This is a genomic window from Pseudonocardia yunnanensis (assembly GCF_039534065.1).
GTDB lineage: Bacteria > Actinomycetota > Actinomycetes > Mycobacteriales > Pseudonocardiaceae > Pseudonocardia > Pseudonocardia yunnanensis.
Map to the genome: position 1 here is coordinate 42,350 of NZ_BAAAUS010000013.1, position 20,011 is coordinate 62,360.

General features: G+C 70.1%; 18 protein-coding genes. 9 read left to right on the forward strand and 9 right to left on the reverse strand.

All coding sequences use genetic code 11. From position 1 onward, the window contains the following. Window positions 1-2: 2 nt before the first annotated feature. From sufU to ABD743_RS13965, 6 genes are all read left to right on the forward strand, one after another. Window positions 3-491 (forward strand): Fe-S cluster assembly sulfur transfer protein SufU, encoded by a 489-nt coding sequence (gene sufU / locus ABD743_RS13940; protein ID WP_344722457.1) that lies wholly within the window; start codon window positions 3-5, stop codon window positions 489-491. Between the two features lie 70 nt (window positions 492-561). Further along, entirely contained in the window at window positions 562-948 is a 387-nt protein-coding gene (locus ABD743_RS13945) for a metal-sulfur cluster assembly factor (protein ID WP_344722458.1), read from the forward strand. Window positions 949-1,686: 738 nt separating this feature from the next. Beyond that, the gene (locus ABD743_RS13950) at window positions 1,687-3,546 is read left to right on the forward strand and encodes an ABC transporter ATP-binding protein (protein WP_344722459.1); all 1,860 of its coding nucleotides are present in this window, start codon (window positions 1,687-1,689) and stop codon (window positions 3,544-3,546) included. After that, the gene (locus tag ABD743_RS13955; protein ID WP_344722460.1) at window positions 3,543-4,133 is read left to right on the forward strand and encodes a hypothetical protein; all 591 of its coding nucleotides are present in this window, start codon (window positions 3,543-3,545) and stop codon (window positions 4,131-4,133) included. Before ABD743_RS13950 ends, ABD743_RS13955 begins: the two co-directional genes overlap by 4 nt. 335 nt (window positions 4,134-4,468) lie before the next feature. After that, a complete protein-coding gene (locus ABD743_RS13960) occupies window positions 4,469-6,334 on the forward strand; it encodes an ABC transporter ATP-binding protein (RefSeq protein ID WP_344722461.1) in 1,866 nt (621 codons plus the stop codon). Beyond that, window positions 6,331-6,957: a hypothetical protein gene (locus ABD743_RS13965; protein WP_344722462.1), complete on the forward strand. Its 627-nt coding sequence runs from the start codon at window positions 6,331-6,333 to the stop codon at window positions 6,955-6,957. The genes ABD743_RS13960 and ABD743_RS13965 overlap by 4 nt, the downstream gene beginning before the upstream one ends. A gap of 129 nt (window positions 6,958-7,086) precedes the next feature. Here the strand turns inward: ABD743_RS13965 and ABD743_RS13970 are convergent, their stop codons facing one another. The 4 genes from ABD743_RS13970 to ABD743_RS13985 all read right to left on the reverse strand — a co-directional run bounded on the left by ABD743_RS13970 (window position 7,087) and on the right by ABD743_RS13985 (window position 11,436). Continuing rightward, window positions 7,087-8,610: a catalase gene (locus ABD743_RS13970; protein ID WP_344722463.1), complete on the reverse strand. Its 1,524-nt coding sequence runs from the start codon at window positions 8,608-8,610 to the stop codon at window positions 7,087-7,089. A gap of 45 nt (window positions 8,611-8,655) precedes the next feature. Beyond that, a complete protein-coding gene (locus ABD743_RS13975; RefSeq protein WP_344722464.1) occupies window positions 8,656-8,790 on the reverse strand; it encodes a hypothetical protein in 135 nt (44 codons plus the stop codon). A 105-nt stretch (window positions 8,791-8,895) separates the two neighbouring features. Next, the gene (locus ABD743_RS13980; protein ID WP_344722465.1) at window positions 8,896-9,486 is read right to left on the reverse strand and encodes a DoxX family protein; all 591 of its coding nucleotides are present in this window, start codon (window positions 9,484-9,486) and stop codon (window positions 8,896-8,898) included. Window positions 9,487-9,690: 204 nt separating this feature from the next. Continuing rightward, window positions 9,691-11,436 (reverse strand): eCIS core domain-containing protein, encoded by a 1,746-nt coding sequence (locus ABD743_RS13985; protein ID WP_344722466.1) that lies wholly within the window; start codon window positions 11,434-11,436, stop codon window positions 9,691-9,693. A 167-nt stretch (window positions 11,437-11,603) separates the two neighbouring features. Between ABD743_RS13985 and ABD743_RS13990 the strand changes: the two genes are divergently transcribed. Further along, on the forward strand, window positions 11,604-12,095 hold the full coding sequence (locus ABD743_RS13990; RefSeq protein WP_344722467.1) for a VOC family protein: 492 nt from the start codon (window positions 11,604-11,606) through the stop codon (window positions 12,093-12,095). Window positions 12,096-12,148: 53 nt separating this feature from the next. On the opposite strand, the gene ABD743_RS13995 is transcribed toward ABD743_RS13990, so the two are convergent. The 4 genes from ABD743_RS13995 to ABD743_RS14010 all read right to left on the reverse strand — a co-directional run bounded on the left by ABD743_RS13995 (window position 12,149) and on the right by ABD743_RS14010 (window position 15,729). Beyond that, the gene (locus ABD743_RS13995) at window positions 12,149-12,976 is read right to left on the reverse strand and encodes an arylamine N-acetyltransferase family protein (protein WP_344722468.1); all 828 of its coding nucleotides are present in this window, start codon (window positions 12,974-12,976) and stop codon (window positions 12,149-12,151) included. Window positions 12,977-13,010: 34 nt separating this feature from the next. Next, window positions 13,011-13,991, reverse strand: a complete 981-nt coding sequence (locus ABD743_RS14000) for an adenylate/guanylate cyclase domain-containing protein (protein ID WP_344722469.1) — start codon at window positions 13,989-13,991, stop codon at window positions 13,011-13,013. Between the two features lies 1 nt (window position 13,992). Beyond that, window positions 13,993-14,442, reverse strand: coding sequence for a universal stress protein (locus ABD743_RS14005; protein ID WP_344722470.1), 450 nt, complete (start codon window positions 14,440-14,442; stop codon window positions 13,993-13,995). Window positions 14,443-14,517: 75 nt separating this feature from the next. Further along, complete coding sequence (locus ABD743_RS14010) at window positions 14,518-15,729, reverse strand: lycopene cyclase family protein (protein ID WP_344722471.1); 1,212 nt, start codon at window positions 15,727-15,729, stop codon at window positions 14,518-14,520. A gap of 82 nt (window positions 15,730-15,811) precedes the next feature. On the opposite strand from ABD743_RS14010, the gene ABD743_RS14015 reads away from it, so the two are divergent. Continuing rightward, window positions 15,812-17,344, forward strand: coding sequence for a deoxyguanosinetriphosphate triphosphohydrolase family protein (locus ABD743_RS14015; protein WP_344722472.1), 1,533 nt, complete (start codon window positions 15,812-15,814; stop codon window positions 17,342-17,344). A 19-nt stretch (window positions 17,345-17,363) separates the two neighbouring features. Here the strand turns inward: ABD743_RS14015 and ABD743_RS14020 are convergent, their stop codons facing one another. After that, on the reverse strand, window positions 17,364-18,152 hold the full coding sequence (locus tag ABD743_RS14020; protein ID WP_344722473.1) for an SDR family oxidoreductase: 789 nt from the start codon (window positions 18,150-18,152) through the stop codon (window positions 17,364-17,366). Window positions 18,153-18,280: 128 nt separating this feature from the next. Between ABD743_RS14020 and ABD743_RS14025 the strand changes: the two genes are divergently transcribed. After that, window positions 18,281-19,912, forward strand: coding sequence for an ABC-F family ATP-binding cassette domain-containing protein (locus tag ABD743_RS14025; RefSeq protein ID WP_344722474.1), 1,632 nt, complete (start codon window positions 18,281-18,283; stop codon window positions 19,910-19,912). Window positions 19,913-20,011: the final 99 nt, after the last annotated feature.

Consider the following 20,011-nt stretch of genomic DNA (forward strand, 5'->3'; position numbering starts at 1 on the left):
ATATGCAGCTGGAACAGATGTACCAGGAGATCATCCTGGACCACTACCGGTCGCCACACGGCGCCGGCCTGCGCGAACCGTTCGACGCCGAGTCGTTCCAGATCAACCCCACCTGCGGTGACGAGATCACGCTGCGCGTGAAGCTCGACGGCGACAAGGTCGCGGACGTCTCCTACGAGACACTCGGCTGCTCGATCAGCCAGGCGTCGGCGTCGGTGCTCACCGACCTCGTCGTCGGCCGCTCGGTCGAGGACTCGATGAAGGTGCTCACGGCGTTCCAGGAGATGGCGCAGGGCCGTGGGCAGGTGGAGCCCGACGAGGACGTGCTCGGCGACGGCGTGGCCTTCGCGGGTGTGGCCCGCTACCCGGCCCGCGTGAAGTGTGCGCTGCTCGGATGGATGGCGTTCAAGGACGCCGTCGTCCGCACCGCGCATGACGACCAGAGCAAAACGCGCGATGATGCCCGCAAGACGGAGGAAGCACAGCCATGAGCGAGCGTGCGAGCGAATCAGTGTTACAGCGCCTGCGCGCAGCGCCGAGCGAGCGTAGCGAGGGAGTGCGATGAGCGAGACCGCCGACGATGTGGTGCGAGGCGCGGTAGGCATGCCCGAGCCGCCGGCACAACGCGCTGAGGAGCCCTCGATCGAGGACCTCGAGGAGGCGATGCGCGACGTCGTCGACCCCGAGCTGGGCATCAACGTCGTCGATCTCGGCCTGGTCTACGGCATCCAGAGCGAGGGTGGCGTCGCCACCATCGACATGACGCTCACGTCCGCGGCCTGTCCGCTGACCGACGTCATCGAGGAGCAGGCCAGGGCCGCGCTCACCGGCACCGCAGGCCTGGTCGACGCCATCAAGATCAACTGGGTCTGGATGCCGCCGTGGGGCCCCGACAAGATCACCGAGGACGGCCGCGAGCAGCTCAGGGCACTGGGCTTCCGCGTCTGAGCCCACCGCAGTACACAACGAACGGCACTTTCGTCCGGTAGGTCCGGACGGAAGTGCCGTTCGTTCATTGTGGGATCTTTCTGGCGTGGGGCAGATCACTGTGTCGTCGTGAATGAATCTTCTAAGCTGAGGATTCCTTCAGTATGTCGCGTGTAGTTGCGATGGAATCATGGACAAGGGGAGGTCGATGAGTGGAGGGATCACTCTCGATAGGCACGGCAGCAGGCCTCGGTTCGTGCCGGGAATCCATTCGAAGTTGATCGCCGTGATCGGCCGTCATCTGTTGGGTGCTGCTGCTTCCCGGGCCCTGATGATGCTCTCCGCCGGACCGGCCGGACCGTCCGCGGACGGTTGCCAGAACGTGCCGCCGCGTTGGATGTGCTGGTCAGTGCCATCGGCCAACCTCATCGTGTGACCGAGCGGGTACAGGCCCTCTGCCACCCCGAGTCGAGGGCCTCCTGCACGACAACGGACGACGGACGCTCGCTCGATCCCCCGAGATCGGTCGATCGTGCTGATCCGACACATTGCACACAGCGGCTGCCCAACCCGGTGTCCATTTCGTAGCCGCTGGGGCATTCTTCCGAAACTGACTCCCCGAAATCATTGGCTCGCCGAATCGTGCGGGCCGGCGCTGAGCGCGTATTCACCGACCCTGCTGGACAGATAGAGGAGCGACGCCATGCCCGACGACAGTGAGAAGGCGCGGCGCCATTGCCGGGCCGCGGGGGTGGCCGGATGAGTGCGGAAGCCCAGGCGTCGGGGCCTGCGGACGCGTCTGCCGGATCCGTGGCGGCCGCAGCGGTGGCCGTCGGCGATCATGTGCCGGCGAACGCCGGGACGCTGCGTCAGCTGTGGCGGTTCCGCGCCTACGGACAGGCCGAGTTGCGGTCGCTGCTGGTCGGGGTGGTGATGCGCGGATGTGAGCTGGCCGCCGATCTCGCCGCTCCCTGGCCGTTGGCGCTCGTGATCGACGACCTGCTGCGGGGTGAGCAGAAGAGCGGCGCGCTTCATCGGGTGGCGGACTGGTTCGGTGGGTCGGCTCCGGCCGTGCTCGGCGTGGCCGCGGTCGCCGTTCTGCTGATCACCGTGGCGTCCGGGCTGTTCGACTATCTCGGCGACCGGATCATGAACGGGGCGGGGCAGCGGATCAGCTCGCGCATCCGCTCGGACGTGTTCGGTTACGTGGAGCGACTGCCGCAGAGCTATCACGACCAGCACGCCATCGGCGAGTTGACGAGCCGGGTGGTCACCGACACGGACCGGATCGAGGGCAGCCTGACGGACCTGTTCTCCACGCTGGTACCCGGGATCCTCGCGCTGCTGGGCACCGCCGTCGTCCTGGTGTCGGTGGACTGGCGGCTCGGCCTGATCACGTTGTGCGCGGCGCCGCTGGTCTTCATGACCGCCGTGCGCTATGCCCGCCTGACCAGGGTGAACTCACGCAAACGGCGTGCGGCTGTGGGTGAGCTGACCGGCTTCGTCACCGAGTCGCTCCAAGGCATCCGCACCGTGCACGCGTTCGGCAGCCAGGACCTGGAGGACGACCGCTTCGGGTCGACCAACAACCGCGTGCTGAGCATCGGGCTGCGCGGCGTGGATCTGAGCGCCCGGTTCACGCCCTCGCTGGAGTCCGTGGCGGCGATCGGCACCGCTGTGTTGTTGTTCGTGGGCGGGTACGGCGTGCTGCAGAACTGGTGGTCGGTCGGTCTGCTGGTGGTGGTCACCAACTACTTGCAGAACATCCTCAAACCGATGAAGTCGCTGGCCAAGCTGCTGCCGAGCTTCACCCAAGCGGCCGCATCGGCGGAGCGGATCGGGGCGATCCTGGACCAGCCCCGCGAGCACCTCGGATCCTCCCGCGGGCTGCCTCGCCGGGTGAGCGGCGAGATCGAGCTGTCCGGGGTGGGCCTGGACTACGGGCGTGGCCCGGTGCTGACCGGGCTGGATCTGCGGATCCGCGCCGGGGAGCGGATCGCGTTGCTGGGCGACAACGGTGCCGGGAAGTCGACCACGCTGTCGTTGATCGGCGGGCTGTACCGGCCCACGTCAGGGAGGGTGCTCCTCGACGGATTGTCGGTGCCCGACGTGCCGGAGCACTGGCTGCACCAGCAGGTGGCGATGGTCCTGCAGGATACGTTCCTGTTCTCCGGAACGCTGGCGGACAACCTGCGCTACGGCCGACCCGATGCCGACGACGAGGAGGTGGCCCGAGTGGCCGACGCCGCGCTGGTCAGCGAGTTCGTCGACCGGTTGCCCGACGGGCTGAACACGGTGATCTCCGCGGGCGGGATCGGCTTGTCGGGTGGGCAGCGCCAGCGTGTCGGTATCGCCCGGGCGCTACTCGTCGACTCACCGGTGGTGCTGCTGGACGAACCCACCGTAGGACTGGACGTCAACGCCGAGGAGCTTGTTGTGCAGGCACTGACTCGCCTGGCTGAGGGCCGCACGGTCATCATGACGACCCACCAGCCGGCGTTGACCAGGCTGGCCACCCGCACCGTGTACCTGCGCCGGGGTGGCGTGCTCGACGAGCGGCCCACGCGGCCCGCCACGCAGCGCCCGCTCGATGCACTCGTGGCAGGGGCGCCCGCATGACGAGCGGCACTTCCGAGGACGAGCACGTGATCATGGTCATCCGGCACGCGGAGAAGCCGGGCCACGCCGACGGCCCGCGCGGCATCACGCCGGACGGGGAAGCCGACAAGCACTCTCTCACCGTGGACGGATGGGTCCGCGCCGGTGCGCTGGTCGGCCTGTTCGCTCCGTCCCGAGGGGAACCACCCGCAGGCCTGCTCCGACCGAACACGATCTACGGCTCGGGCTTCGGGCGCGGGCAGAGCAAGCGATCCGTCCAGACGGTCAGTCCGCTGGCCGCCCGGCTCGGGCTCGACGTGATCAACCGATATGCCGAGGGCGAAGAGGCGCGGCTGACCAAGGAGTTGACCGCCCGTCCCGGGGCCACGGTGGTGTCCTGGCACCACGAGGCGATCCCCGAGATCGCTGCCCACCTGGGTGAGGTCACTCCGGCGCCACCGGCGAACTGGCCGGGCGACCGTTTCGACGTGGTCTGGGTCTTCGCCCGCAACGGCGGCGGCTGGCGGTTCGCGCAGGTGCCGCAGTTGCTCCTGCCCGGTGATCTGCCCTATCCGATCGTCGATCCGGACCACGCGTCCAAGGCCTGAGATCGAGCCCGTACCGGCTCGGCATTCGGCCCCGCCTCGCCGCGTCTCCTGTGAAGATCGACGACTGCGATTGTGTGGATCTGCGGCCGGATTGAGATCTTGCGCGGATTCAACCCCTGTATGGGGTATGTCACAGACTTCGCAGATGATGAATTAGCGTGCCCCTACCTGGCGTTCAGGAAATATTAATGTTGCTGTTCTTGATCCGTAGAGCCATGTGCTTGTGGTCCGAATAGTGACATCTGTACTAGGCCGATGAGGGGAGTGGCAGTGGCGGCCGTGTCAGAGGTGGGGGAGATGGCTCGGCGCCATTGCCGGAGCTTGGTGGTGAATCAATGAGTGTGGAGGCGGCGGCAGCCGGAGAGTTGCCGGATCGCGGGCAGGGCGAATCGATTCCGGGCTGGGTGCGCACCGTGGACAAGCGGTCGCCGGAGAGTATCGGGACGTTGCGTCAACTGTGGAGGTTCCGCAGCTACGGGCAGTCGGAACTGCGGCCGTTGTTGACCGGTGTGGGGATGCGGGGGCTGGAACTCGCCGCAGACCTGGCCACTCCGTGGCCGTTGGCCCTGGTCATCGACGATCTGCTCAGGGGGGAGAAGCACGGCGGGCCGTTGCACAACGTGGCCCAGTGGTTCGGTGGGTCGGCGATTGCCATGCTCGGAGTGGCCGCGGTCGCCGTTCTGCTGATCACCGTGGCGTCCGGCGTGTTCGATTACCTGGGCGACCTGTTCATGAACGGGGCGGGGGAGCGGATCAGTTCACGCATCCGCTCGGACGTGTTCGGTTATGTGGAGCGGCTGCCGCAGGATTATCATGATCGTAATTCGATCGGTGAGCTGACCAGTCGGGTCGTGACCGACACCGAGCGTATCGAGGGCAGCCTGACCGATCTGTTCTCCACGCTGGTGCCTGGAATCCTGGCGCTGCTGGGAACCGCTGTGGTGCTGGTTTCGGTGGATTGGCGACTCGGCCTGATCACGTTGTGCGCGGCTCCGCTGGTGTTTCTCACCGCGGTTCGTTACGCACGCCTGACCCGGGTGAACTCCCGCCAGCGTCGGGCAGCGGTGGGTGATTTGACGGGTTTCGTCACCGAGTCGCTGCAGGGTATTCGCACCGTGCACGCGTTCGGCAGCCAGGCGGTGGAGGACCGGCGTTTCGGCTCGACGAACGACAAGGTGCTCAGTATCGGGCTGCGTGGCGTGGATCTGAGCGCCCGGTTCACCCCGGCGCTGGAGTCCGTGGCGGCGATCGGCACCGCCGTGCTGCTGTTCGTCGGCGGGTACGGCGCCTTGCAGAACTGGTGGTCGGTCGGTCTGCTGGTGGTGGTCACGAGCTACCTGCAGAACATCCTCAAGCCGATGAAGTCGCTGGCCAAGCTGATGCCGAGCTTCACCCAGGCCGCCGCGTCGGCAGAGCGGATCGGCGCGATCCTCGACGAGCCTCGTGCGCACGTGGGGTCGGCCCATGGGCTGCCCGGCCGCGTCACGGGCGAGATCGAGTTGCGTGGCGTGGGTCTGGACTACGGGCGGGGCCCGGTGCTGTGCGGCTTGGATCTGAAGGTCGAGGCAGGTCAGCGGGTGGCGTTGCTGGGGGACAACGGTGCCGGCAAGTCGACCGTGCTCTCGTTGATCGGCGGGCTGTACCGGCCCACCGAGGGCAAGGTGCTGCTCGACGGCCTGTCGGTGCCGAACGTGCCCGAGCACTGGCTGCACCAGCAGGTGGCGATGGTCCTGCAGGACACCTTCCTGTTCTCCGGAACGCTGGCGGACAACCTGCGCTACGGCCGGCCGGACGCCACCGACGAGGAGGTGGCCCGGGTGGCCGAGGCGGCGCTGGTCACCGAGTTCGCCGACCGGCTCCCCGACGGGTTGAACACCGTGATCTCCGCAGGTGGGGTCGGGCTGTCAGGCGGGCAGCGCCAGCGTGTCGGCATCGCCCGCGCACTGCTGGTCGACTCACCGGTGGTGTTGCTGGACGAGCCCACAGCGGGGCTGGACGTGGTGGCCGAGGAGGTCGTGGTGCAGGCACTGACCCGGCTGGTCGAAGGCCGGACCGTCATGATGACGACTCACCAGCCGGCGCTGACCAGGCTGGCCACCCGCACCGTGCACCTGCGCCGGGGTGGCGTGCTCGAGGAGGCCCCGTCGCGTCCGGCTCCGGAAGCGGCGGCAGAGGTGGCGGTCTCGGGGGTGCTCGGATGATGTCCGCTACGAGCAACGTGTGGCTGCTGGACGAGCCTGTCGAGGCCGAGCAGGTCATCATGATCATTCGGCACGCGGAGAAGCCCGGCCGTTCGGGCAATCCGAAGGGCGTCTCACCGGAGGGGGAGTTCGACAAGCACTCCCTCACCGTGAACGGGTGGCTCCGGGCAGGGGCGTTGGTCGGGCTGTTCGCCCCCGCCCGGGGAGAACCGCCGTCCGGGTTGTACCGGCCGGACACCGTCTACGGCCCGTCGCACCGGGAGGGCCACAGCAAACGATCGGCGCAGACGGTGACGCCACTCGCCGGCCGGCTCGGCCTGGATGTGGTCCAGCGCTACGCCGTCGGTGACGAGGCAGCACTCGCCAACGAGCTTCGGGCCCGCCCCGGTGCCGCCCTGGTGTCGTGGAAGCACGAATCACTCCACAAGATCATCGAGAACCTGGGCGAGGTGAGCCCGGCTCCGCCCGAGCACTGGCCCAGCGACCGCTTCGACGTCGTCTGGACCTTCACCCGCCACGGCACCGGTTGGCGGTTCGCGCAGGTCCCGCAGTTCCTGCTGCCCGGTGACCTGCCGTATCCGATCGCCGACCCGGACCCGGTCGACGACCGGATCAGCGCCTGACGACTGGACAGAGCCGGCGGGGCGGGCGACGCGATCACTGCGTCGCCCGTCCCGCCTGCTGCTGAACGGACCGGTCCCCGAACCCGTACGTGCTTCGGGACGAGGTGGCCTGCGGGCGCTGTAGCGGTTCTATGCCTTGGCCTGCATCGAGCTACGAGCGCGGTTGCTCTGCTTCTCGGCTTTCGGGTCGGTCTCGTCCGCCTTGGCACGCACCCCGGCCTCGATCCGCTCGCCGATGCCCTTGTCGACGTTGCGCCAGTAGTCGAACGCCCGCTCCAGCACGGGCTCGGTGACCCCGTTGAGCAGGTGTCCCACGACGTTGTCGACGAGGCGCTCACGGGCGGCGTCGTCCAGCACCTCGCGCACGAGCGTGCCGGCCTGGCCCCAGTCGTCGTCCTCCGCGTGGTCGACGTAGGCGGCGCGGGTGATGTCCCCGTCGGTGTGCCAGCTCGGGATCTTCCCGACTCGCGAGATGTCGGCCGCCGGGCCGCCCTTCGAGTTCGGCGCGTACACCGGATCTGCGACCTTCACCATGCGCATCGCCCCGTCCTTGCTGTACGAGTGCACCGGAGACGTCGGGGCGTTCACCGGGATCTGCTGGTAGTTGGCGCCGAGGCGGTGCCGGTGGGCGTCGGCGTAGGAGAACAGCCGGGCCAGCAGCATCCGGTCCGGGCTCGGCCCGATGCCCGGAACGAGGTTGTTCGGCTGGAACGCGAGCTGCTCGATCTCGGTGTGGTTGTCCGTCGGGTTGCGGTCCAGCGTCATCCGGCCGACCTCGATCAGCGGGTAGTCGCCGTGCGGCCAGACCTTGGTGAGGTCGAAGGGGTTGAAGCGGTAACCCGGCGCGTCGCCGTACGGCATGATCTGCACGTACAGCGTCCAGCTCGGGTGCTCCCCGTCCCGGATGTGCTCGAACAGGTCCCGCGTGTGGTAGTCGGTGTCGGCAGCGGCCATCTGGTCGGCTTCGTCCTGGGTGAAGAACTCCACGCCCTGATCGGTCTTGAACGTGTACTTGACCCAGAACTCCTCGCCGGCCTCGTTGATCCACATGTAGGTGTGCGAGGTGTAGCCGTTCATGTGGCGCCACGTGCGCGGGATCCCCCGGTCACCCATCAGCCAGGTCACCTGGTGCGCGGACTCCGGCGAGAGGGTCCAGAAGTCCCACTGCATGTCGTGGTCGCGCAGGTTGTTGTCGGCGCGGCGCTTCTGGGATCGGATGAAGTGCTGGAACTTCATCGGGTCCTTGACGAAGAAGACCGGCGTGTTGTTGCCGACCATGTCGTAGTTGCCCTCGGCCGTGTAGAACTTCAGCGCGAAGCCGCGAGGGTCGCGCCAGGTGTCGGGGCTGCCGCGCTCCCCGGCCACGGTCGAGAACCGCGCGGCCATCTCGGTCTTCTGTCCCGGCTGGAACAGCGCGGCCTTGGTGTAGGCGCTCACGTCGTTCGTGACCTCGAACCGGCCGAACGCGCCGCTGCCCTTCGCGTGAGGCTGCCGTTCAGGTATCCGCTCGCGGTTGAACTGCGCCATCTGCTCGATCAGGTAGCTGTCCTGCAGCAGGATCGGGCCACCCGGTCCGACGGTGAGCGAGTGTTCGTCGCTCTCGGCCGGGATGCCGGCATCAGTCGTCGTGAACCTCGAAGTGGGATCGCTCACCAGTGTTCCTCCTCGTGATGGGGCTCGTGCAGTTCGGGTGCACGTTCAGCAGAGGGGTTTCGTCCTGGCGTCGCCCGAGCGTGGGGAGTGGAAGGTGGACACGTTCGAGCGCGGCCGGACAGCGATGACCGCCGCGGTGGCCACGCGGCCCGCGGCGGTCATCGCTGCATCGGCAGTCATGCCTCAGGTGCTGACGAAACCATCACCAGCGCTTGCCCGGTCGCAGCGCGTCCAAAACCTGGACGCTCGCCGGTGCCGGGGCGGCCGCAGTGTCCGCCGGGGCCGTCAGAACGCCAGGTTGATCACAATCGAGGCGAGGATCGCGACGAGCAGCCCCGCCAGCCCGAAGAACAGCGGACTCCTGCCCCATGGGGTTCTCGCATCCAGGGACAGGCGGCCGGCGCCGGCGAGCAGCAGCACCAGTGCGATCACGACGAGCGTGAGCTCGAACTCGAAGCCCGTTCCCGCGCCCTCGAAGAAGCCGCCGCCGTGCTTGGCCCAGACCACGCTCAGCTGGACCCCGAGCACCCCGGCGGCCGCCAGGGGGGTGGCCAGGCCCAGCACCAGCATCACGCTCGCGCCGACCTCGGTCAGCCCGGTGACCCAGGACAACAGGGTGATCCCGCGGGTGAAGCCGTAGCCGTGGAGGACCTGGGCGAAGCTGCTGAGACCGGGCCCGCCGAGGAAACCGAACACCTTGATGAGCCCGTGCGCACCGATCGTCGTGGCCAGGATCAGGCGCAGGAGCAGGAGCGCGACGTCCAACCCCGTGCCGCCGTATCGGTCGTCGGGGGCACGGACGGCGGTCTCCTCGACGGTCACCGATTCCGTCGTGCCGCTTGCGAGCGACGTCGTGCCCTGGTTGCCGTGGTTCACGTGTGGACCTCGCAGTGCAGTGGTCGGAGGAGGGCGGCGGTGTGTGGACTCCTGGAACGGGGTCGGCATCGGCACGCCGGATCAGGCGGTCGACCTCCGTGTCGACCAGCCGCACGGGGGCCATGCTAAACGCCGTACCCTCGAGCTGCCGTCGCATCGTGACCGAGCAACTCACATAGCGGGCGTACCGCGGCTGCGACGCGGTCAGCCTCCGTGCAGCCGGGTGATGTAGTCGTGCGCCATGAGGGCGAACTCCTTCCACTTGTCGAGCGGAAGCTTCGTCATCTGGGAGGCGCGGAACTCGAAGATCCCGGCGTCCTGGCGTGCGTTGTCCGGCCCGACCTGCTCGGTCCTGTCCTTCAGCGCCCCCATGTTGGTGGGGGCGAAAACGCTGTTCAGCTTGTCGTCGTTCTCGGCGATGGCCGTCAGCCAGTCCTTGATCGTCAGGTCCCGGACGCCCGTGCGCTTGGTGCCCGCCTCGATGACGTTCTTGTTCGGGTCGATGGTGCCGCTCAGCTTGCCCGCTGTTGCGGCATCGACGACCAGATCCACCCAGAGTTGCTTGTCGGCCTCGAGGATCGTCCGTTCGGCGGCCGGCAACAGCAGGAACAGCTTGGCGAAGTCGGTGCGCGCCATGAGGACGTTGGCGATCTGCTTCGGATAGGCGAGCTGCTGGGCGGTGACCGAGCCTTTGATGATGTAGCTCGAGATCACTGCGATCAGGCCTTTGAGGTCGTCGCTGGGCGTCGGAATGGCACCCTTGCCCGTCACGCGGCGGGCGTGCCCTGCGAGATACGCCGCACCTGGCTTCATCGCCGCAGGTGCGGGTCTGTCCTCGGGCGGTTGAGGCGCAGGCTGCTGTCCGGCCGCGGGGGCGGGCGGCGGGGGCGGGGCCATCCGGGTGATCGCGCTGAGCGCCAGACCGAGGGTGACCTGCGGGCTCCCGTCGAGCGACCCTCTCGGAGTGATCACGAAGTTCTTGTCCGGCTTCCGGCCCGTGGCCTTGTCCTGCGTGAAGTGCTCCGTCCCCTTCCCGGCCCGCTCCATGCCCTTGCCGACGTCGGTGAGGTTCTTCATCACGGTCTCGAGGCGCTGCTTGCCGTCGTCGCCCTCCTCCACCGGCGGGTCGACCACGAACTCGATCTCGGACCGTTTGTCGGGTGCGATGTCGGCGGTCACCTTGAAGCCGTCGAACGGTTCCCCGACGACGTCGTACTTCTTCAGCGGCTTGCCGGGCTTCGTCTTGCCGATCAGCGGCTTGTCGGCCGTGTCGACGTACCACCCGGTCTCGATCTCGATTCCGACCTTGCGCTGCACCGTGAGCTGGTCCGATGCCGGCCCGGCGTGGGCGTGCGGTGGCTCGGGTGCGCTCTGACCGAGCTCGGTGGGCGGGCGCCGCAGCGCCCGGCGGGCGTTCGCCTCGGCGGCTCGTTCGTCACGGTCGCTCGGGTCGCTGATCCTCAGCCCGTCACCGCGGACGGTTCCTGCGACCGGCCCTCGTCGTTGCTGGATGACATGGGTGAGTTCGTGGGCGAGGGTGTGGCGGTCGTCGGCGCCGGGGCCCAGGACGACGTGCTCGCCGGAGGTGTAGGCCTGTGCGCCGATCGCGGCGGCGGACCGGCCGGCCGCGGGTCCGGTGTGGACGCGGACGGAGCTGAAGTCCGCGCCGAGGCGGGCTTCCATGTCGCGGCGGACCGGGATGTCGAGCGGCCGTCCCGACGAGCGCAGTACCTCGGGGACGCCCGACCGCTGCACCGTCGGTTCCTCGACCGGTTCCTCTGCTCGGCTCGTCCGGAGGAAGGCGACGACGGCCGCATTCCCTGCGTTGCGCTGCAAGGTCAGAAGTGCGGCCGGGACCCCGCTGGACCGGGCTGGGGCGGGCGGGCGAGCGGGGTGGGATGTCCCGGCCTGGTCGATGTCGCGCCCCGCAGTCGACTCGTGACGGCGCACGGGGCCTCCTTCGCGAGGAGTGATCAACAGCCCCCTCTCGGTGACACTAGGGCCGGGCTGATGGGCGGACAGGAATCATCCGGGCACATCGTCGGGCAATCACGTTGCCCGAATGGCCATCCGGCCGGAGGTCAGGAACTGGCCTCAGGGTTTCCTACCGTCCAGTCATGACGGAGAAGACGATCAGCCCCGTTCCCCCGGGCTACACCACGGTCACGCCGTGGATCATCGGACGGAACACCGACGGCCTGCTGGCGTTCGTGCACGAGGCGTTCGGCGCGGAGGAGCTCGCCCGCGTACAGGGCCCGGACGGAACGATCGGGCACGCCGAGGTGCGGATCGGCGATGCGGTCGTGATGATGTTCGACGGGACCGTTGACTGGCCCGACACCCCGGCCTTCCTGCGCCTCTACGTGCCGGACGGGGACGCGGTGTTCACCGGCGCGCTCGCGGCGGGCGCCACCGCTGTCACGGCGATGACCGAGATGTTCTGGGGCGACCGCGTGGGCCGTGTGCGCGACCCGTACGGCAACCTCTGGTGGATCCAGACGCGGGTGGCCGAGGTGGACGCGCAGGAGGCGGAACGCCGTGCCGGGCAACCGGAGTTCATCGCGGCGATGGAGTACGTGACGAGCGGTGAGTTCGTGCGCTCGACGTGATCGGGCCGGCCTTGTCGACGTACGCGGTGTGTCCGGGGATCGGCGGGGGTTGCTCAGAAGAGCCGGCCGAGCGCTGCGTCGAGGTCGGGCAACCCGGACAGGTCGATCCGGAAGTTCTCCTCCAGCACGGCGCACATCTCGGCCGGGGTCTGCAGGGCACGGCGCTCGCTCGGGCCGCCGAGGTGGTGCACGGTGAGGGTGGTGCCGTTGAGCGCGTAACGCCGGTCGGTGTCGGGGCGCGCCGCCATCGCGGTGGAGAGGAAGTGCGACGCCGGGTGGTGCCCGAGGTACCAGTTCGTCACCTCGTAGTCGGCGAGGCACTGCTCGGTGAGGTCGAACCGGTAGAGGGGGCGCCACTCACCTGCGACCAGCGCTTGCATCACGAACCCGGCGCCGTCGGGCCACAGGCGGAACGGCTCGTGCGGGGTGGCCTGTTCGACCTCGGGCTCGAGCGCCAGCACGCCGGTGAGCGTCAGACCTCCGAAGCCGACGTCGACCACGTGCGGGCCCTCGGGCAGGTCGATGTGCAGCAGCATGTGGCTCCGCGGAGTCGCGGGCGCATCGGCAGGGCGTCCCCACAGCACCCGCGCCGCGAGGCCCGTGGTGCGGTAGCCCAGCGCGTCGAGGGCGCCGCGGAGGAGAAGGTTCTGCTCGAAGCACCAGCCACCCCGTCCACCGTGGACGAGCTTCGCGCAGAGGCTCTCCTGGTCGAGCCGCACGTCCCGGCGCGTGAACGGGTCGAGGTTCTCGAACGCGATCGACCCCGTGTGCGCAGCGACGATGCGCCGCAGGGCAGGGAGGTCGGCATCGCGAGCGCCGGGCTCGCCGATCCTGTCGAGGTACGAGGTCAGCGTCGACGTCGCCGAGCCGGTGGTGGTCATGGTCGACATCCTGGACGCTACGCCCAGCCCGTGGTCAAGCGGCATTCTCGATCAACCATGGATGCAGGTTCCGGTACCCGCGAACGGCGAGGGGCCGCAGCGGGCGCAGCGTGAACCGGCGGTCGTCCGCGAGTTTCTGGGCAACCGTCCGGTCGACGAGCACGGAATCCGGGTCGGCGTGCGTGGTGAGCCTGGACGCGATGTTGACGACCTCACCGTAGACGTCCCCGTACCGCACGAGGACGGGGCCGGCGGCCAGCCCGATCCGCAGCCGGGGGAGCAGGGGCTCGCCGCGCACGCGGTCGCGCAGGCCCAGCGCGATCGCCGCCCCGTCGGCGATCTCGTCGGCGACGAACAGCACCTCGTCCCCGACCGTCTTGACGATCCGGCCGTGTCCGTCGGCGATCACCTCGGTGGTGGTGGAGCCGAAGCGTTCGATCATCTCGCCGAGCTCCGCGCTGCTGCGGCGCCGCGTCGTGCGGGTGAAACCCACCATGTCGGCGAAGCCGACGACCAGTGGCCAGGTGTCGGGGGCCTCCTCCTGGGTGCCGGAGGTCGCCAGCAGGCGGTGGACGGTGGCGGCAAGGTGCCGGCGCCACACATAGGTCTGCAGTGACTCCAGAGCGGGGAGCACTGCGGCGGTGGTCTCGAGAGCCTGCTGCGCCGTGACGTCCTCCGATCGGCTCTCGATCAGCCGTTTCACCAGGCCGACCTGCCACTCCGCGAGCCGCGACATCTGCTGTGCCACAGCCCGGGCGACCGCCTCGCGCACGTCGGGTTCGAGCACACCGGCCGCGGTGAGGCCCGTCATCAGACGGACGGCTTGTACGTCGCGCTCGGTGAACAGCACGGCGTCGTCCGCCACCTCGGCGAAGCCCAGCGAGCGCCACAGCCTGCGTCCCTCGTCGAGGTCGAGGCCGGCTGCCTCGCTCACCTGCAACCGCGTGTAGCGCCGCGGTGCTCCCAGCACGATCTCCTCGATCGCCTCGTCCAGCGGGCGGTCGGCCGTGCCCACGTCAGGTCGTGTGGACGATCAGCACGTCCACTCCCGCGCGGCGCGCGGCGTCGGACGGGACGGAGCCGAGCAGGCGCCCGCTCAACGTGTTCAACCCGCGGTTGCCGACGACGAGCAGGTCGGCGTTCGCGTCGGCGACGGCTTTGCGGAGCACCTCCACCGGCGCGCCGTCGGCGGCCACCGTGCGGACCCTGCCGGCGCCGGCGGCGAGTGCCCGGTCCTCGGCGGAGCGCAGCGTCTCCTCCGCCGGAGTCCAGCCGCGAACGAGGAAGGCCTCGTCCTTCAGGACGTCCTCGGCCTCGGCGGTGTCGCCCCGTCCGGTCGGGGTGTACGCGCACACGATCACGAGCTCGGCGTCGGTGTCGCCCGCGACGGCGGCGGCGCGGTCCACAGCCGCGAAGGAGGTGGCGGATCCGTCGGTGCCGACGACGATGGTGCGGTAGGCGGACATGGAGGCCTCCGGTCGGGGGAACGTCGGCCTGGAGGTTACCGGCGGTAGCGGGCGGCCCCGGTGAGCGGTGGGGGATCACCCGATCGTGGGCACCTCGTCGATCACGGGGGGTGCGGGCCGGCGCAGCGCGGGCCCGACGAGCCGCCGGCGCAGCCGCCAGCCGGCGCGAGCGAAGAGCGCGTTCATCGTGGCGGCCATCCCGCGCAGGTCCTGGCGCCCGGTGAGGTAGGCCCAACGGTGGCGCTCGGGCAGGCCGAGGAACACCTCGAAGAAGGCAGGCACCTCGTCGGGCGGCATGCGCAGCAGCGCCTCGAGCCCGACGCGGCGCAGGCGGTGCACCGCGCGTGCCGCCCGGGGCCAGATGGTCGCGTCGGCAGCGGCCAGCGCGGCCTCGGGGCCGGCCGCGAGGTGCGAGGCCACCGCATCGGCCACTGCGGGCGCGAGGCCGAGCGTCGCGGCGAGGTTGAACCCGCTCGCCGGGTGCACGAGCGGGGCCGCCGCCCCGAAGCCGAGCACCCCGGGCGTCCGGTGCAGCGGGGAGTCGACGGGGAAGACCACCCGCTCGACCGGTGCGGTGGACTGCGGTGCGATCCCGTGGTGGGCCAGCCGCGCGAAGAGCCTGCGCTGCAGCACCGGCAGCGGAAGCCCGGGACGACGCGCCAGTGAGGTCTCCTCGAGCAGGACCGAGCCCCCGCCGAGCGGCACGGCGTAGAGGAACGTCGGCCAGCCCTCCTCGCCGTGGTCGCGGCGCCAGTCCATGAACAGCGCGGTGCCCGCTGCGACGAGGGCGGCGGCCTGCGACTCGTCGACCACCACGCCGTACGCCGTCTGTTCCGCGGCGGGACGCCGTCGGGTGGATGCCGAGCGCAGCGGCTGGCGCCTGCCACCGGCGTCCACGACGATCCCGGCCTCGATCCGGGAGCCGTCCGCCAGCGCGACCGTCCCGGGCGCCACCACATCGACAGCCCGTCCGGCCAGGACGGTGGCTCCGGAGCGCTCGAGGCGGGAGTCCAGGTGCGCGCGGAGTCCCGCGACGTCCAGTACGGCGTAGTCCCACCCCAGATCGTGCGGCGAGAGCGCGATCGCGCGGCCGCGCACCACGGCGGCCACAGCCGACGGGGGCAGCGCCACGGGCAGCTCGCGGACCCAGCAGCCGTAGGTCACCCGCCACGGGGCGTCGGGAGTCGGGTCGACCAGCAGCGTGCGCAGCCCGCGCTCGGCGGTCTCGGCGGCCAGCGACCGGCCGGCGGGGCCGCCGCCGACCACGAGAACGTCCGCTTTGAGCACGGACTCGTTCTACCGCCCCACCCCGCGAGTCGCCCGTTCCCCGTCCGCGAGTCGTGCCGCACCCGGCGATTAGCCTGCTGCGATGACCGATCTGGGGGTGGGGCCGGCGGCAGCTCAGGAGGCGCCAGAAGGAGCCGGGCCGGATCATGCCGCGCGGGCAGCCCGGCGCTCGCCGGTGTCCGAGACGGGTGCGGCTCTCGCCCGTAGCCCGTTCCGCGTCGACCGGGACCGAATCGTGGCCTCGCCGTTCTTCGCCCGCCTCGCCGGGGTGACCCAGGTGGTGAGCCCCACGGGGTCGGGCTTGCTCGTGCACAACCGGCTCACCCACAGCCTCCAGGTGGCCCAGGTGGGCCGCGCGATCGCCGAGCGACTGACCGCCGACGCCACCACGGCCGCCCTGCTCGACCGCCTCGGCGGCCTCGACGCCGATGTCGTCGAGGCCGCGGCGCTGGCTCATGACCTGGGCCACCCTCCGTTCGGGCATCTCGGGGAGCAGGTGCTCGACCGGCTCGGACGCGAGCGGCTCGGACTGCCCGACGGGTTCGAGGGCAACGCGCAGAGCTTCCGGATCGTCACCACGATCGACCTGCACGGCCCCGGCGGCACGGGCCTGGACCTCACCGCCGCCGTCCGAGCCGCGGTGCTGAAATACCCGTGGGCGAGGCGGGGCCACCCCGATCCGCACCCGAGCGCGGCGGCGCTCCCGCCACGGGGTGGGGGCCCGCTGCCAGGCGCTCCGGACGCCGGGTCGGCGAAGTTCTCGGCCTACTCCACCGAGTTGGACGACCTGCGCGCAGGCCGCAGCGCGTTCGGGGCCATCGGGCCGTGGCAGCAGACCGTGGAAGCGGCCGTGATGGATCTCGCCGACGACATCGCCTACGCGATCCACGACCTCGAGGACTTCCACCGCGTCGGAGTGCTCCAGCAGGCCGGGGTGGCCGCCGAGCTGCGCGGCTGGCAGCAGGCGGGCTCGGCGGTCGGAGGCGACCGTCCCGGGGCCGCTCTCGAGCGGCTCCGGCGCAGGCTCCGGAACAAGGACGGCTGGGCGTACGACGCGGAGGCGTTCGCCGCGGCCGTCGAGCGCGTCCGCACGGAGCTCGCGGACGGCCTCTTGGCCTCGTCGTTCGACGGGTCGATGGCCGCGGAACGGGCTGTCGCCGAGTTCTCCGCGCGGTGGACCGCTCGGCTCGTGGGCGGGGTGCGGGTGCTCACCGATCCGCCCGTCCGTTCCGCGCACGTCGCGCTGGCCACCGAGCAGTGGCACGAGGTGGCGGTGCTCAAGTTCGTGCACCACCGGTTCGTACTGCAGCGCGCTGATCTCGCCTCGCACCAGCGCGGGCAGGCCACAGTGCTGGCCGGCCTCGTCGGGGCGCTGCACGACTGGCTCGCCGAGGACGACAGCGAGACCCGCAAGCCGCCGCGCCTGCACGACCTCGTCGCGCTGGCCCGCGGTGAGTTCGCCGCGTTCGCGCCCGCCGCGGACGTCGAGCGGCTGGCGCGTGGCCGCGCGGTGGTGGACTACGTCGCCTCGCTCACCGACGGACAGGCCACGGCGCTGCTCGACGTGCTGACCGGCCGCTCGGCCCGGCTCTGGACCGACGCGGCCGTGCTCTAGCGGCGGACCACGCGTGCGATCAGGCCGGGCCCCGCGAGCCGGTGGCGAGGATGCCGCCGTCGATCCGCACGGTCTCGCCGGTGATCCAGGACGCCGCGTCGGACACCAGGAAGGCGACGAGTGAGGCCACGTCCGCGGGCTCGCCGAGCCGCTTCATGGGGAAGGGCTCGCTGGCCTTCTCCTCGCCATCGGCGTACAGCATGCTGGCGAACTTCGTCTTCACCACCGACGGCGCCACGGCGTTGACGCGGATGCCCGGCCCGAGCTGCCAGGCGAGCTCCTCGGTGAGGCGGATCAGCGCCGCCTTGGACGCGCCGTAGATCGGGATCACACCCGTGGAACGCAGCCCGGCGGTGGACGCGAGGTTGACCACAACGCCACCGTGCTCGCCCATCCACGCCTTGTAGGCCAGCTGCACGAACGCCAGCGCCGCGACGACGTTGGTGTCGAAGATCTTGCGGACGGCGTCGAGGTCGGCGTCCATGAGGAAGCCGTAGATCGGGTTGATACCGGTGTTGTTGATGAGGATCCCGAGGCTGCCGAACGTCTCGACGGTGCGGGTGACGGCCTCCTCCCGCGCCTCCGCCGAGCCGGCGTTGCCCGCCACCGTCAGCACGCGCGACGCGTCGCCACCGGCGAAGTCGGCGACCAGCTTCTCGCCCGCGGTGGCGAGCTCGTCGGGCTTGCGGGCCGTGATCGTCACGGACGCGCCGCGGGAGAGCAGCTCGCCGGCGATGGCGAAACCGATGCCGCGGCTCGCGCCGGTGATGAGGGCTGCTCGGCCGGACAGGTCGGTGAGATCGGTCATGTGCGGCACCCTACTTCCCGAATCCGCTAGCACGGGTCGGTAGTCTGGATGCCGTGATCCGGACCGTGTAGCAGCGAGCAGCTCCCCGGGCACTCGTCTGTACTGCCGGACCTTCTGGAGTTCTTCTCGTGATCACTGCCACTGACCTGGAACTGCGGGCCGGGTCCCGGATCCTGCTGTCCGGGGCCACCCTGCGCGTGCAGCCGGGCGACCGCATCGGGCTCGTCGGGCGCAACGGCGCCGGCAAGACCACCTCGATGCGCGTGCTGGCAGGCGAGGGCGAGCCGTACGGCGGCAGCGTCGGTTCCAACAGCCCCGTCGGATACCTGCCCCAGGACCCTCGCGAGGGCGACCTGACCGTCACGGCGAAGGATCGCGTGCTGTCCGCCCGCGGCCTCGACGAGATGCTGCGTGAGATGGAGAAGGCCCAGACGGCGATGGCCGAGCTGGTCGACGGCGCCCAGAACGAGAGGGCGGTGCGCGAGTACGGCCGTATCGAGGAGCGCTTCTCGGCCCTCGGCGGGTACGCCGCCGAGAGCGAGGCCGCCCGGATCTGCGCCCACCTGGGCCTGCCCGACCGCGTGTTGAACCAGCAGGTGGCCACCCTGTCCGGCGGTCAGCGCCGCCGCGTCGAGCTGGCCCGCATCCTCTTCGCCGCCTCCGACGGCGGCGGCGGGGGAGCGCCGAGCGCCACCACGCTGCTGCTCGACGAGCCCACCAACCACCTCGACGCCGACTCGATCACCTGGCTGCGTTCCTTCCTCTCCGCCCACGACGGTGGTCTCGTCGTGATCAGCCACGACACCGAGCTGCTGGCCGCGGTGGTCAACAAGGTCTGGTTCCTCGACGCCACGCGCAGCGAGGTCGACGTCTACAACATGGACTGGCGCCGCTACCAGGAGGCTCGCGCCACCGACGAGAAGCGCCGCCGCCGTGAGCGCGCCAACGCGGAGAAGAAGGCGGCCGTGCTGCACACGCAGGCGGCGAAGATGGGCGCGAAGGCCACGAAGGCCGTCGCCGCGAAGAACATGGCGCGCCGGGCCGACCAGATGCTCGCCGGCCTCGAACCCGAGCGGCGCGCCGACCGCGTCGCGAAGATCCGCTTCCCCGACCCGTCGCCGTGCGGGCGCACCCCGCTCACCGCGGAGGGGCTGAGCAAGGCGTTCGGCTCGCTGGAGGTGTTCACCGGCGTCGACCTCGCCGTGGACCGCGGCACGAAGGTCGTGGTGCTGGGGCTCAACGGCGCCGGGAAGACCACGCTGCTGCGGCTGCTCGCCGGCACCGAGATGCCCGACGCCGGCAAGGTCGTGCCCGGCCACGGGCTGCGCACCGGCTACTACGCGCAGGAGCACGACACTCTCGACCTCGACGCCACGGTCTGGGAGAACGTCCGGCACGCCTCGCCGGACACCCCGGAACAGCAGCTGCGGACGTTGCTCGGGTCGTTCATGTTCTCCGGCGATCAGCTCACGCAGCCCGCCGGCACGCTCTCGGGTGGGGAGAAGACGCGCCTCGCGCTGGCCGGGCTCGTCTCGAGCGCCGCCAACGTCCTTCTGCTCGACGAGCCCACCAACAACCTCGATCCGGCGAGCCGTGAACAGGTTCTCGACGCGCTCCGTCGCTTCGCGGGGGCCGTCGTTCTGGTCACCCACGACCCCGGCGCGGTCGAGGCGTTGCACCCCGACAAGGTCATCGTGCTCCCCGACGGCACCGAGGATCTCTGGTCGGCCGAGTATCTCGAACTCGTCCAGTTGGCCTGATCGGGCGATTTGCCACTCTTCGGGCGACCACCCGATCGGACAAAGTTATTCGGCACGTCGTGTTCACCGGCTGTAATCCATGAGTCGGAAAAGAACCTG